Source organism: Micromonospora sp. WMMD734, assembly GCF_049178975.1.
GTDB lineage: Bacteria > Actinomycetota > Actinomycetes > Mycobacteriales > Micromonosporaceae > Micromonospora > Micromonospora wenchangensis.
This window is the reverse complement of sequence record NZ_JBMHMK010000001.1, coordinates 3,739,947-3,752,692: the sequence shown is the minus strand read 5'-3', so window position 1 is coordinate 3,752,692 and position 12,746 is coordinate 3,739,947. Positions and strand designations below refer to the sequence as shown.

The following is a 12,746-nucleotide window of genomic DNA, read 5'->3' as shown; positions in this document are numbered from 1 at the left end:
GGACCCCGCATGAGCCTCTCGGCCACGACGGCGCCGCCGTCGCCCAGCGCCCCACCCCCCACACCTCCCCGGCGGCGCAGCCGGGCGATCACCCTGAACCGCCTCGACCTGAAGCTCTCGCCCTACCTCTACATCGCGCCGTTCTTCGTGATCTTCGGCATCTTCGGGTTCTACCCGATGCTGCGTACCGCGTGGATGTCGCTGCACGACTGGGACCTCATCGGCGACCACAGCTTCATCGGGTTCGACAACTACACCCGGCTGTTCACCGACGAGTACTTCTGGAACGCCACTATCAACACGTTCGGCATCTTCATCCTGTCGACGATCCCCCAGTTGCTCCTGGCGCTGTTCCTGGCCACCATGCTCAACCGCACCTTCCTGCGGGCCCGGACGCTGTTCCGGATGGCCATCTTCATGCCCAACGTGGTCTCCGTCGCCGCGGTGGCGATCGTCTTCGGGATGCTCTTCCAGCGCGACTTCGGTCTGATCAACTGGGTGCTCAGCCTGGTCGGCGTCGACGCGGTCGACTGGGACGCCCAGAAGTGGAGCTCCTGGACGGCCATCGCCTCCATGGTCAACTGGCGGTGGACCGGCTACAACACGCTGATCCTGCTGGCCGGCATGCAGGCCATCCCGAAGGACCTCTACGAGGCCGCCGCGATCGACGGCGCGAACCAGTGGAAGCAGTTCTGGCGGATCACCCTGCCGATGCTGACCCCCACCTTCGTCTTCGTGGTCACCCTGTCCACCATCGGTGGGCTCCAGCTCTTCACCGAGCCGCTGGTCTTCGGCAACGGCAACATCATCGGTGGCGACCAGCGCGAGTTCCAGACCCTGGCGATGTACATGTACGAGCTCGGTATCGAGAACCTCAGCTCCGCCGGCTACGGCGCAGCGGTGGCCTGGGCCATGTTCGTCATGATCGCCCTGGTCTCGCTGGTGAACTTCCTGCTCGTCCGCCGTTCGGTGAAGTGAGGACCGCGCCGTGAACAAGGCATCCCAGCGCCTCTGGCGCACCAGTCCGCTGCTCTACATCGCGCTCGTCGTCGCGGTGCTCTTCTCGGTCTACCCGTTCTACTACATGGTGGTCATCGCCACCCGTAGCCTCGACCAGATCAACGACGTACCGCCGCCGTTCACCCCGGCCGGCGAGTTCGGCGCGAACTTCGGCCGGGTGCTCGACAACGACGCGGCGAACTTCCTGACCGGTCTGCTCAACTCGGTGATCGTCTCCGCGGTGGTGACCGTCTCGGTGGTGATCACCGGCTCGCTGGCCGGCTTCGCCTTCGCCAAGCTGCGGTTCCGGGGCCGCAACGCCCTGCTGCTGACGATCATCGTGACCATGATGATCCCGACCCAGCTCGGCCTGATCCCGCTCTGGGGCATGATCCAGGACCTCGGCTGGTACGACACCCTCTACGCGGTGACCGTGCCCTTCCTGGTCAGCGCGTTCGGCGTGTTCATGATGCGGCAGTACGCCATCCAGGCCATCTCCGACGAGCTGATCGAGGCGGGCCGGGTCGACGGCGCCAGCACCTTCCGGATCTTCTGGAACATCGTGCTGCCGGCGCTGCGCCCCGCCGCGGCCGTGCTCGGCCTGCTCACCTTCATGGAGACCTGGAACTCCTACCTCTGGCCGTACGCCGTGCTCACCCCCGAGAACCCGACCCTGCAGGTGTCGCTGGCGTTCCTGTCGTACGCCTACTACACCGACTACTCGCAGGTGTTCGCCGCGACCGCCATCGGCACCGTGCCGCTGGTGATCGTGTTCATCGTGTTCGGCCGCCAGATCATCGGCGGCATCATGGAAGGCGCCGTCAAGTCGTGAGCAACCCGACCCACCCGCCCGCTGTCGGCGTACTCGACCAGGGGCCGGAACTGACCTTCCCGCCCGGCTTCCTGTGGGGCGCGGCGACCGCCGCGTACCAGATCGAGGGGGCCGCCGCCGAGGGCGGCCGGACCCCGTCGATCTGGGACACGTTCAGTCACACCGAGGGGCGGGTGGTCTCCGGGCACACCGGGGACGTGGCCTGCGACCACTACCACCGGATGTCCGACGACGTCCGGTTGATGGCGGAGCTGGGCCTCAAGTCGTACCGGTTCTCGGTCTCCTGGCCGCGGGTGCAGCCCGGCGGCACCGGCGGTGCCAACCAGGAGGGCCTGGACTTCTACCGGCGGCTGGTCGACGAGCTGCTGGCCAACGGCATCGAGCCGTGGCTCACCCTCTACCACTGGGACCTGCCCCAGCCGCTGGAGGACGCGGGCGGCTGGCCGGTCCGGGACACCGCCGGTCGGTTCGCCGACTACGCGTCCCTGGTCGCGGACGCCGTCGGCGACCGGGTGAAGTACTGGACCACGCTCAACGAGCCGTGGTGCTCGGCGTTCCTCGGCTACGGCTCCGGGGCGCACGCCCCCGGGCGCTCCGACGGGGCGGACTCGGTCCGGGCCGGGCACCACCTCATGCTCGGTCACGGGCTCGCCGTGCAGGCCCTGCGGGCGAAGCTGCCGCAGGCCCAGCTCGGGGTCACGGTCAACCTCTACCCGGTGACCCCGGCCACCGACGCCCCGGACGACGTCGACGCCGCCCGCCGGATCGACGGGTTGGCCAACCGGTTCTTCCTCGACCCGCTGCTGCGCGGGTCGTACCCGGCGGACCTGACCGCCGACCTGGCCGAGGTGACCGATTTCGGACACGTCCGCGACGGCGATCTGGAGATCATCTCCACTCCGCTGGACCTGGTCGGGATCAACTACTACAGCCGGCACGTGGTGGCCGCGCCGGTCGCCGGCGAGGAGCCGGAGAAGTACTGGCGGGCGCCGTCCTGCTGGCCGGGCAGCGAGGACGTGCGGTTCGTCACCCGGGGCGTCCCGGTCACCGACATGGACTGGGAGATCGACGCCCCGGGCCTGGTGGAGACGCTGCGGCGGGTCCACGAGGAGTACACCGACCTGCCGCTCTACGTCACCGAGAACGGCTCGGCGTTCGTCGACACCGTCCAGGACGGTCGGGTCGACGACGTCGACCGGTTGGCCTACTTCGACGCCCACCTGCGGGCCTCACACGAGGCGATCGCGGCCGGGGTGCCCCTGCGGGGCTACTTCGCGTGGTCGCTGATGGATAATTTCGAGTGGGCCTGGGGTTACACCAAGCGCTTCGGGATGATCTGGATCGACTACGACACCCAGGCCCGTATCCCCAAGTCCAGCGCCAGGTGGTACGCCGAGGTGATCCGACGCAACGGTCTGGCCGCACAATAGGCAGAGGCCAGCCAGCATTCCGGACGGCCCCGCCGCGCCGCCCGCCCCCGGGGGCGGACGGCGGGGACCGTCCGACGTCGGAGGAGAGACGATGACAACGCAACGCACCCGGTCACTCGGGCGCCCGACCCTCGACGCGGTCGCCGCCCGCGCGGGTGTCGGGCGGGGCACGGTCTCCCGGGTGGTCAACGGCTCACCCCAGGTCAGCCCGGAGGCCCGCGCCGCCGTCCAACAGGCCATCGCCGAGCTGGGGTACGTCCCGAACCGGGCGGCACGGGCACTGGTCACCCAGCGGACCGACTCGGTGGCCCTGGTGGTCTCCGAGTCGGGGGAGCGGGTCTTCACCGAGCCGTTCTTCGCCGGCATCGTCCGGGGCGTGAGCTCCGGCCTGCTGGAGACGCCGCTGCAACTCTGGCTCGCCATGGTGCAGTCCCCGATCGAACGGGAACGGGTCGAGAACCACCTGACCAACCAGCACGTCGACGGGGTCCTGCTGCTGTCGCTGCACGACTCCGACCCGCTGCCCACCCTGCTGGAGGAGCGCGACCTGCCCACCGTGCTCGGCGGCCGGCCGGCCCGGATGCTGCGCCCCGGGGCACGGCCGTCCTGGTTCGTCGACGTCGACAACGTCGGTGGCGCCCGCAACGCGGTGCAGCACCTGGCCCGGCAGGGCCGCCGCCGGATCGCCACCATCGCCGGCCCGCAGGACATGGGCGCCGGCCTGGCCCGCCTGGTCGGCTACCGGGAGGCGGTGGAGTCGACGGTCGGGATGCTCGACCCCCGCATGATCGCCTACGGGGACTTCAGCGAGGGCAGCGGCGCGGCGTGCATGCGTCGGCTGCTGGACGCCTGCCCCGAACTGGACGCGGTCTTCGTCGCCTCCGACCTGATGGCGTTCGGCGCGCTGCGGACGCTGCGCGAGGCGGGCCGGCGGGTGCCCGAGGACGTGGCGATCATCGGGTTCGACGACTCACCCGTCGCCCAGCAGGCCGACCCGCCGTTGACCACGGTCTTCCAGCCGGTGGAGGAGATGGGCCGGCAGATGGCCCGGCTGCTGGTGGCCCGGATCCGGGGTGACGAGATCCCCACCCCGCACATCCTGCTGGACACCGAACTCATCCAGCGTGCCTCCACCTGAAACGCTTCGACAGCTCCGACCTCCACCTCCGGCCCGCCGCCGGGTGGCCTGACGCGCCGGTGGCCCCGGCTCAGGACCAACGGCCCAGGTTCAGGACCAGCGGCGCAGTTCCCGCCTGGCCAGCGACGCGCGGTGCACCTCGTCCGGGCCGTCGGCGAGCCGCAGGGTGCGGGCCTGGGCCCAGAGCCCGGCGAGCGGGGTGTCCTGACTGACCCCGGCGCCGCCGTACCCCTGGATCGCCTTGTCGATCACCCACTCGGCCATCGCCGGCGTGGCGATCTTGATGGCCTGGATCTCGGTGTGCGCGCCCCTGTTGCCGACGGTGTCCATCAGCCAGGCGGTCTTGAGCACCAGCAGCCGGGCCTGCTCGATCCGTACCCGGGATTCGGCGATCCACTCCCGGACCACGCCCTGCTCGGCGAGCGGCCGGCCGAACGCGATCCGCTGGTTGGCCCGGCGGCAGAGCAGCTCCAGGGCCCGCTCGGCCATCCCGACCAGCCGCATGCAGTGGTGGATGCGGCCGGGCCCGAGCCGGGCCTGGGCGATGGCGAACCCGGTCCCTTCGGCACCGACCAGGTTCTCCGCCGGCACCCGGACGTCGACGAAGTCGATCTCGGCGTGCCCGCCGTGCGGGGCGTCGGTGTAGCCGAAGACCGTCATGCCCCGGCGGACGTGCACCCCGGGGGTGTCCCGGGGCACCAGCACCATGCTCTGCTGGCGGTGCCGGTCGGCGTCCGGGTCGGTCTTGCCCATCACGATGAACAGCTCGCACCGGGGGTCCATCGCCCCGGACGACCACCACTTGCGCCCGTTGATCACGTAGTGGTCGCCGTCGCGGACGATCCGGGTGGCGATGTTGGTGGCGTCGGAGGAGGCCACCTCGGGCTCGGTCATGCAGAACGCCGAGCGGATCTCGCCGGCCAACAGCGGGGTGAGCCACCTGTCGCGTTGCGCCCCGGTGCCGAACTCGGCGAGCAGCTCCATGTTGCCGGTGTCCGGGGCGGCGCAGTTGACCGCCTCGGGGGCCAGGTGTGGGCTGCGCCCGGTCAGCTCGGCGAGCGGGGCGTACTGGAGGTTGGTCAGCCCGGCGCCGTAGCGCGGATCGGGCAGGAAGAGGTTCCACAGGCCGCGCCGTCGCGCCTCGACCTTCAGCTCGTCGAGCACCGGGGACCGCGACCACGGGTCACCCGCCGCCGTGACCTGCGCCGCGTGCACCGCCTCGGCCGGCAGGACGCACTCGTCGAGGAACGCGCCGAGCCGCTCCCGCAGCTCGACGGTACGGGCGTCGTAGTCGAAGTCCATCAGTTCCCCCTGACCGCGCGCAGACCGTGCTCCACCAGGGGCGTCACCATCTCGCCGATCCGGTCGAACCCACCGCCGAGGGTCTGCCCCAGGGTGTGCCGGTAGTGGATGCCCTCGCAGATCACCGCGAGCTTGAAACAGCCGAGGGCCAGGTGCCAGTGCAGCGGCCCCACGTCGACGCCGCTGCGCTCGGCGTACCTGGCGATCAGCTCGCCGCCGGTGGGGAAGCCGGCGCGTGGGCCGAGCCCGTCGGCGACCGGGTTGCCCTCGGCGAGGTCGCTGTCGCCGAGCACGTCCCAGTACGTCAGCAGCAGCCCGAGGTCGGCCAGCGGGTCACCGAGGGTGGCCATCTCCCAGTCCAGCACCGCCCGCACCGACACCGGGTCGACCGTGGTGAGCAGGTTGTCCAGCCGGTAGTCGCCGTGCACGATCCGGCCGGCGTTCACCCCCTCGGGCACCGAGGCGGCCAGCGCGTCGCGCAGCTCGTCCACCCCGGGCAGCTCCCGGCTGCGGGACCGGTCGAGCTGGCCGGCCCAGCGTCGTACCTGCCGGCCGAGGTAGCCCTGCGGTCGGCCGAAGTCGGCCAGCCCGACCGCGGCCGGGTCGACGGTGTGCAGCGCGGCGAGGGTGTCCATCATCGCCCAGGCCAGGTCACGGCGTTGCCCGTCGGTGAGCGGGTCGGTCTGGGCCCGGGTGCGCAGCACCTCGCCCGGCACCCGCTGCATCAGGTAGAAGGGGGCCCCGATCACCGCCGGGTCGGTGCAGAGCAGCACCACCCCGGGCACCGGCACGGCGGTCGGCGCGAGCGCGGCGATCACCTGGTGCTCGCGGGCCATGTCGTGCGCGGTGGCCAGCACGTGCCCCAGCGGTGGGCGGCGCAGCACCAGCTCGCGCCCGGCACCGTGCAGCAGGTAGGTCAGGTTGGACTTGCCGCCGGTGATCAGGCTGGCCCGCAGCGGCCCGCCGGCCAGCTCCGGGTGGTGCAGGGCCAGCCACCCGGCCAACCGGTCGAGATCCAGCCCGGGGGGCGGCCGGTCGCCGGGGGCTCCGCCGTCGTGGGACGCGTCGACGGCCGGCTCGGTCATCCGCATAGTTGATGGCAGGTCAGCCGGGTTGTCAAGGTCAGCGATTTTCCGCCCGGGACATGCCACGGCAACAGGGGCGAAATGGTCAACCGGCAGGCTGGGGACCAGCCTGCCGGCCGTGTGCGGTCGGCCCGCCGAGCGGAGGGACAGACATGTTGCTGAGAGTTCGGGTGACCCTGCCGGACCGACCCGGGACACTCGGCCAGGTGGCCCGCACGCTCGGCGTCTCCGGGGCGGACATCGTCCAGGTCGTGGTACTGGAACGGCTCGGCGGCCGGGCGGTTGACGACTTCACCGTGGTCTGGCCCGGTGCCGCCCGGGTCGAGGGCCTACTCGCGGGCCTCGCCGCCATCCCGGGGGTACGCGTCGACGGGGTGTGGCGGGCGATCGGCGCGCCGACCACCACCGGTCAGGACGCCGAACTGCTCGCCCAGGTGGCGGCGAACCCCACCGACGGGGTGGCCACCCTGGTCGACGCGGTGCCCGGGCTGCTCGCGGCGGACTGGGCGGTGGCGGCCGTCGTGCCGGTGGACTGGGCCTCGCGGGCCGGTGCGGGGACGGCGACCGTCGGGCACGCCAGCTGGCGCGCGCCCGAGCCGCCCCGGCTGCCCGAGGTGACCCCGCTGCGGGCCCGCACCCTGACCATGGCCGACGGCACGCACTACGCGATCGCGCCGTTCGGCCGGGCCGGGCTGGTGCTGGTGGTCGCGCGGGACCACACCGAGCCGCTGACCGCCGCCGGGTTCCACGCCACCGAGGTGGACCGGCTCGCCCAGCTCGTCCGGGCCAGCGCGGTGATCCTCGGTGACCGGCTCGACCTGGTCGGCCCGAAGTCGGTGACCACCGTCACCTGACCTGGGCGGACGGTTGCCGGTGCGACACCACCGGGCAACGCCACGGCAACAGGCCGCGGGCAGGCTTCGTGGTGGGGAAAGGAGTGGACATGGCGCTGTGGCGGGTTCGCGCGACCGTGGACGACCGGCCGGGATACCTGTCGGTCCTCACCGCGAGTCTCGCGTTGCGGGGGGTCAACATCCTCACCGTGCAGGTGCACACCACCGAGGTCGGCGCGGTGGACGACTTCCTCGTCGACGCGCCGGACACCCTCGACGAGGCGGACCTGATCGCCGCCGTCGAACGCGGCCGGGGCCGGGACTGCTGGGTCGCCCGCAGCGAGGCGCGGGGCCTGGCCGACCAGCCGACCCGGGTGCTCGGACTGGCCACCCGGCTGGTCGGTGACCCGGAACTGGCAGGCGAGGTGCTCCGGATCACGCTCGGCGCGGACGAGGTGACCTGGCGGCCGACGGCTGCTGCCGGGCACGACGCGGTGGGCACCACGACCATGCTGCTGACCGATCCGACCGGCGGCTCGTACGAACTGCGCCGGCAGGCGCCCAGCTTCACCCCGGCGGAGTACGCGCGGGCACAGGCGCTCGTCGAGTTGGCGGCGGCGGTGGCTCGGCGGGAGGCCGACCGGGTGGTCCTGGTGCTGCCCGACGGGGCGGAGCTGACCGTCCGGCCGGCGACCGCCGACGACCTGGCGGGCGTGGTCGATCTGCACGAGCGCTGTTCGGCGACCAGCCGGCAGCGGCGGTATCTCAGCGGGGCGGCGCTGCCCTCGCCGGCCCGGCTGCGCCGGTTGCTGGAACCGGCCCGGGGGCTGACCCTGGTGGCCACGACGACCGGCTCCGACGGGGCGGCGGAGTCGGTCGTCGCGCTGGCCAACCTGCTCGCCGAGGGCGACGAGGCGGAGGCGGCGCTGCTGGTGCGGGACGACTGGCAGCGGCGTGGGCTGGGCACCGCGCTGCTGCGCCGGTTGCTCGCGCACGCCGAGCGGGCCGGGTTCGCGGCGCTGGTCCTGCACACCCAGGCGGAGAACACGCCGATGGTGCGTACGGTCGCCCGGCTGGGCCGGTCCGCGCCGATCGAGCGGGACGGCAGCCTGCTCACCGTGACCGTCGCGTTGGCCGCCCCGGTGGGCGACGGCCCGGTCGCCGACGGGGCGGGTCGGCCAGGTGCTGCCGTGATCGGCCCCCGGCGGACGAGCGCGACCGGCGGGGTCTGCTGACGACCGATCACCGAGACGACCCGTGTGGCACCGGGCGGGGGCTTCCTTCCGGTGCGTGGCCGAACTCCGATGCGGAGGACGGTGTACAGGCAGGGCCCCCGGTGCGGGGGCCCTGCCCATGTCCGGGCCGGTTCTGGGCGGCGCGTCGAGGCAGGTCCCGGGCGGCAGGTCCGGGTCGGTCGTGGCCGGGTGGCCCGGGTCGCTGCCGGCGGGCCGGCGGTGCGCGGCCGGTGGGTGCGTCGGCAGGGGCGGCGGTCAGCCGAAGAAGACGCCGGCCCGGCGGTGCCCGGAGACGCAGAACCGGTTGCCCTCGGTGTCGGCGAGGACGACGTACGGCAGTTGGCCGGGTTCGGGCTCGGTGGGGTAGTGCGGCCAGTCGACCCGTTCGGCACCCAGATCGCACAGCCGGTCGACCTCGTCGTCGAGGTCCCGGTCTCCCGCGTGCAGGTCGAGGTGGATGCGGGGATGGTCCGTCACCGGGCTGACGCTGATGTCCATCGCCAGGGCCACCCCGGTGCTGCCGGGCGGCGGTTCCAGCACGATCCAGCCGTCGCCGGGGTAACGGGGTGGCCGGCGGGCGTAGCCGAGGGCCCCGGCCCAGAACCGGCCGGCGCGCCGGTCGTCGGTCACGCCGAGTGAGACCTGTTCGATCATCGACATCGATCAAGGCTAGTCCGGTCGGGCGGCGGTGTCCGGGGAGCTTCTTCCGGTGTCGTCGGGGTTGGCCCCTTCACAAACCGATGACCGAACGATTACATTGGCGCACATCCATGGGAGCGCTCCCGCGACTCCCCGGTCCACTCACCACCACCCGCCTCCGGCGACGCCCACCACCCGCGACGCCCCCGTCCCCGCGTCCGGTGGGCGTCGCCGGAGGCACCATCGACAGGAGTTCCGCATGCAGCACCCGAACCGGCCCGGCCGGTCGGGCGCGGGCCGGCCCCGGCTCCGCCGCCTGCTCGCCGCCGGTGCCGCCCTGACCAGCGGGCTTGCCCTCGCCATCAGCGCCCTGCCGCTCACCGCCGGGGCCGCCCCCACCGTTGCCGGGCGCGCCGAGGCCGCCGGCACCGGCATGTTCAACTACCCCGAGGCGTTGCAGAAGTCGCTGCTGTTCTACGAGGCGCAGCAGTCCGGCAAGAAGCCGTCCTGGAACCGGGTCTCCTGGCGGGGCGACTCCGCGCTCACCGACGGCGCGGACGTCGGCGTGGACCTCACCGGTGGCTGGTACGACGCCGGTGACCACGTGAAGTTCGGCTTCCCGATGGCGTTCAGCGCCACCATGCTCGCCTGGGGCGCGGTCGAGTACCGCGACGGGTACGTCGCCGCCGGGCAGCTCACCCCGCTGCTGAACAACCTGCGCTTCGTCAACGACTACTTCATCAAGGCGCACCCCTCGGCGAACGTGCTCTACGGGCAGGTCGGCAAGGGCGACGACGACCACAAGTGGTGGGGTCCGGCCGAGGTGCTGCCGATGGCGCGGCCCGCGTACAAGATCGATGCCAGCTGTGGCGGGGCGGACCTGGCGGGGGAGACGGCGGCGGCGATGGCCGCGTCGTCGATGGTCTTCCGGCCCACCGACGCCGCCTACGCCGACAAGCTGCTCACCCACGCCAAGCAGCTCTACACGTTCGCCGACACGGTGCGCAAGAGCTACCACGAGTGCATCACCGACGCGACCAGCTTCTACAAGTCGTGGAGCGGCTACCAGGACGAACTGGTCTGGGGCGCGATCTGGCTGCACCGGGCCACCGGTGACGCCGCCTACCTGGCCAAGGCCGAGAGCGAGTACGACAAGCTCGGCACCGAGCCGCAGTCCACCACCCGGTCCTACAAGTGGACGCTCGCCTGGGACAACAAGCAGTTCGGGGCGTACGTGCTGCTGGCCAACCTGACCGGCAAGCAGAAGTACGTCGACGACGCCAACCGGTGGCTCGACTACTGGACGGTCGGCGTCAACGGCCAGAAGGTGCCCTACTCGCCGGGTGGGATGGCCGTCCTCGACTCCTGGGGCGCGCTGCGGTACGCCGCGAACACCAGCTTCGCGGCGCTGGTCTACAGCGACAAGACCACCGACGCCACCCGCAAGGCCCGGTTCCACGACTTCGCGGTCCGGCAGGTCAACTACGCGCTCGGTGACAACCCACGCAAGTCCAGCTACATGATCGGGTTCGGCGCCAACGCGCCGAAGAACCCGCACCACCGCACCGCGCACGGTTCCTGGTGGGACAGCCAGACGGTGCCGGTGGAGACCCGGCACGTGCTCTACGGTGCGCTGGTCGGCGGCCCGTCGTCGGCCAACGACGCCTACACCGACAGCCGGTCGGACTACGTGATGAACGAAGTGGCCACCGACTACAACGCCGGTTTCACCTCCGCCCTGGCCCGGCTCTCCCAGGAGTACGGCGGCACCCCGCTCGCCAACTTCCCGACCGCGGAGACCCCGGACATCGCCGAGCTGACCGTGGAGACCACGGTGATGCAGGCCGAGCCCCGGGCCACCGGGCTCAAGGCGGTCATCTACAACAAGTCGGCGTTCCCGGCGCGGGCGCTGACCAACGGGAAGTTCCGCTACTACTTCCGCCCCGAGGGCAGCACCGCCGTGCAGGTCACCCCCGGCTACACCCAGGGCTGCCCGTCGCCGTCGACCGCCAAGCAGCTCTCCGGCGACATCTGGTACGTCGAGGTGGACTGCACCGGCTCCACGATCGCCCCGGCCGGTCAGTCGCAGCACCGGATGGAGGTGCAGTTCAAGATCGGCGTACCGGAGGGCGGCACCTGGGATCCGACCAACGACCCGTCGTACCAGGCCACCGCCGGCCCGAACCCGAAGGTGCCGCTGTACGCCGGGACCACCCGGGTCTGGGGTGACGAGCCGACCTCGACGCCGACGGACACCACCCCGCCCACCGTCCCCGGCACCCCGGTCGCCTCGGCGGTCACCCCCACCGGCATGACGCTGACCTGGCCCGCCTCCACCGACACCGGTGGCAGCGGCCTGGCCGGCTACGACGTCGCCATGGAGCCGGTCGGCAGTGACGTGCGTTCCTCCTTCCGCACCACCACCAACAGCCTGACCCTGACCACGCTCTCGCCCGCCAGCAACTACCGGTTCTCGGTGCTGGCCCGCGACGGTGCCGGCAACAGCTCGTTGTGGTCGTCACCGCTCGCGGTGGCCACCCCGGCCGGCACCGGTTCGGACACCAGCGGGCCGACCCCGCCCGGCACCCCGACCGCGTCGAACATCAGCGCGAACGGGGTGACCCTGAGCTGGACGCCGTCCACCGACAACGTCGGGGTCACCGGCTACCGGGTCTACAAGACCTCCTGGCCGGCCCACCTCGTCGTCGCCACGGGCTCCGGTACCACCCTCCAGGTCAACGGGCTGACCCCCGACACGTCGTACGGGTTCTACGTGGTGGCGGTGGACGCCGCCGGCAACCCGTCGACCCCGTCGAAGACCGTCACCGTGCAGACCCTGCCGGGGACCTCGACGCCGACCCCGACGCCGACCTCCACCCCGACCCCGACCCCGACCCCGACCCTGCCCGCCTCGTCGTGCAAGGTCGGCTACACCACCAGCGACTGGACCAACGGCTTCACCGCGAGCATCAGCATCACCAACACCGGCACGACCGCGCTCACCGGCTGGAGTCTGGCCTTCACCTTCCCGAGCAGCGGGCAGAAGGTCGGCCAGGGCTGGTCGGCGACGTTCGCCCAGACCGGTACGGCGGTGACCGCGACCAGCATGAGCTACAACGGGGCGCTCGCCCCCGGTGCGTCCACCAGCATCGGGTTCAACGGCACCCACACCGGCAGCAACCCGAAGCCGACGAGCTTCACGCTCAACGGGGCGGCCTGCACGGTCTCCTGATCGTCGACGTGGCGTGGCCGG

Annotated in this window: 10 protein-coding genes; 7 read left to right on the top strand and 3 right to left on the bottom strand. The window is 72.0% G+C overall.

Translation table 11 applies throughout. The features are described 5' to 3' along the window. Window positions 1-9: 9 nt before the first annotated feature. From ACN267_RS15820 to ACN267_RS15805, 4 genes are all read left to right on the top strand, one after another. Window positions 10-978 (top strand): carbohydrate ABC transporter permease, encoded by a 969-nt coding sequence (locus ACN267_RS15820; protein WP_204924032.1) that lies wholly within the window; start codon window positions 10-12, stop codon window positions 976-978. Between the two features lie 10 nt (window positions 979-988). After that, window positions 989-1,831: a carbohydrate ABC transporter permease gene (locus ACN267_RS15815; protein ID WP_204924033.1), complete on the top strand. Its 843-nt coding sequence runs from the start codon at window positions 989-991 to the stop codon at window positions 1,829-1,831. Continuing rightward, a complete protein-coding gene (locus ACN267_RS15810) occupies window positions 1,828-3,261 on the top strand; it encodes a GH1 family beta-glucosidase (RefSeq protein ID WP_204957094.1) in 1,434 nt (477 codons plus the stop codon). The genes ACN267_RS15815 and ACN267_RS15810 overlap by 4 nt, the downstream gene beginning before the upstream one ends. Window positions 3,262-3,352: 91 nt before the next feature. Further along, window positions 3,353-4,399, top strand: coding sequence for a LacI family DNA-binding transcriptional regulator (locus ACN267_RS15805; protein ID WP_145918565.1), 1,047 nt, complete (start codon window positions 3,353-3,355; stop codon window positions 4,397-4,399). A gap of 90 nt (window positions 4,400-4,489) precedes the next feature. On the opposite strand, the gene ACN267_RS15800 is transcribed toward ACN267_RS15805, so the two are convergent. Both ACN267_RS15800 and ACN267_RS15795 read right to left on the bottom strand, forming a co-directional pair. Beyond that, entirely contained in the window at window positions 4,490-5,701 is a 1,212-nt protein-coding gene (locus tag ACN267_RS15800) for an acyl-CoA dehydrogenase family protein (RefSeq protein ID WP_281899475.1), read from the bottom strand. Continuing rightward, window positions 5,701-6,786, bottom strand: coding sequence for a phosphotransferase family protein (locus tag ACN267_RS15795; RefSeq protein ID WP_204957097.1), 1,086 nt, complete (start codon window positions 6,784-6,786; stop codon window positions 5,701-5,703). The genes ACN267_RS15800 and ACN267_RS15795 overlap by 1 nt, the downstream gene beginning before the upstream one ends. Before the next feature lie 152 nt (window positions 6,787-6,938). Here ACN267_RS15795 and ACN267_RS15790 point away from each other — a divergent pair, with 152 nt between their 5' ends. Both ACN267_RS15790 and ACN267_RS15785 read left to right on the top strand, forming a co-directional pair. Beyond that, entirely contained in the window at window positions 6,939-7,640 is a 702-nt protein-coding gene (locus tag ACN267_RS15790; RefSeq protein ID WP_204957099.1) for an amino acid-binding protein, read from the top strand. Between the two features lie 89 nt (window positions 7,641-7,729). Then, complete coding sequence (locus tag ACN267_RS15785; RefSeq protein WP_204957101.1) at window positions 7,730-8,854, top strand: GNAT family N-acetyltransferase; 1,125 nt, start codon at window positions 7,730-7,732, stop codon at window positions 8,852-8,854. A gap of 255 nt (window positions 8,855-9,109) precedes the next feature. Here ACN267_RS15785 and ACN267_RS15780 read toward each other — a convergent pair whose 3' ends face one another. Continuing rightward, window positions 9,110-9,514 carry a VOC family protein gene (locus tag ACN267_RS15780; RefSeq protein ID WP_421489014.1) on the bottom strand — a complete coding sequence of 135 codons (405 nt, stop codon included), beginning with the start codon at window positions 9,512-9,514 and terminating at the stop codon, window positions 9,110-9,112. A gap of 238 nt (window positions 9,515-9,752) precedes the next feature. Between ACN267_RS15780 and ACN267_RS15775 the strand changes: the two genes are divergently transcribed. Continuing rightward, window positions 9,753-12,725 (top strand): glycoside hydrolase family 9 protein, encoded by a 2,973-nt coding sequence (locus ACN267_RS15775; protein ID WP_421489013.1) that lies wholly within the window; start codon window positions 9,753-9,755, stop codon window positions 12,723-12,725. Window positions 12,726-12,746 lie beyond the last annotated feature (21 nt).

What these genes read in the sequence shown, in the direction of transcription:
- ACN267_RS15820 (WP_204924032.1), top strand. Translation starts at nt 10, where the DNA reads ATGAGCCTCTCGGCCACGACGGCGCCGCCGTCGCCCAGCGCCCCACCC.
- ACN267_RS15805 (WP_145918565.1), top strand. Translation starts at nt 3,353, where the DNA reads ATGACAACGCAACGCACCCGGTCACTCGGGCGCCCGACCCTCGACGCG.
- ACN267_RS15800 (WP_281899475.1), bottom strand. Translation starts at nt 5,701, where the DNA reads ATGGACTTCGACTACGACGCCCGTACCGTCGAGCTGCGGGAGCGGCTC.
- ACN267_RS15795 (WP_204957097.1), bottom strand. Translation starts at nt 6,786, where the DNA reads ATGACCGAGCCGGCCGTCGACGCGTCCCACGACGGCGGAGCCCCCGGC.
- ACN267_RS15790 (WP_204957099.1), top strand. Translation starts at nt 6,939, where the DNA reads ATGTTGCTGAGAGTTCGGGTGACCCTGCCGGACCGACCCGGGACACTC.
- ACN267_RS15785 (WP_204957101.1), top strand. Translation starts at nt 7,730, where the DNA reads ATGGCGCTGTGGCGGGTTCGCGCGACCGTGGACGACCGGCCGGGATAC.
- ACN267_RS15780 (WP_421489014.1), bottom strand. Translation starts at nt 9,514, where the DNA reads ATGTCGATGATCGAACAGGTCTCACTCGGCGTGACCGACGACCGGCGC.
- ACN267_RS15775 (WP_421489013.1), top strand. Translation starts at nt 9,753, where the DNA reads ATGCAGCACCCGAACCGGCCCGGCCGGTCGGGCGCGGGCCGGCCCCGG.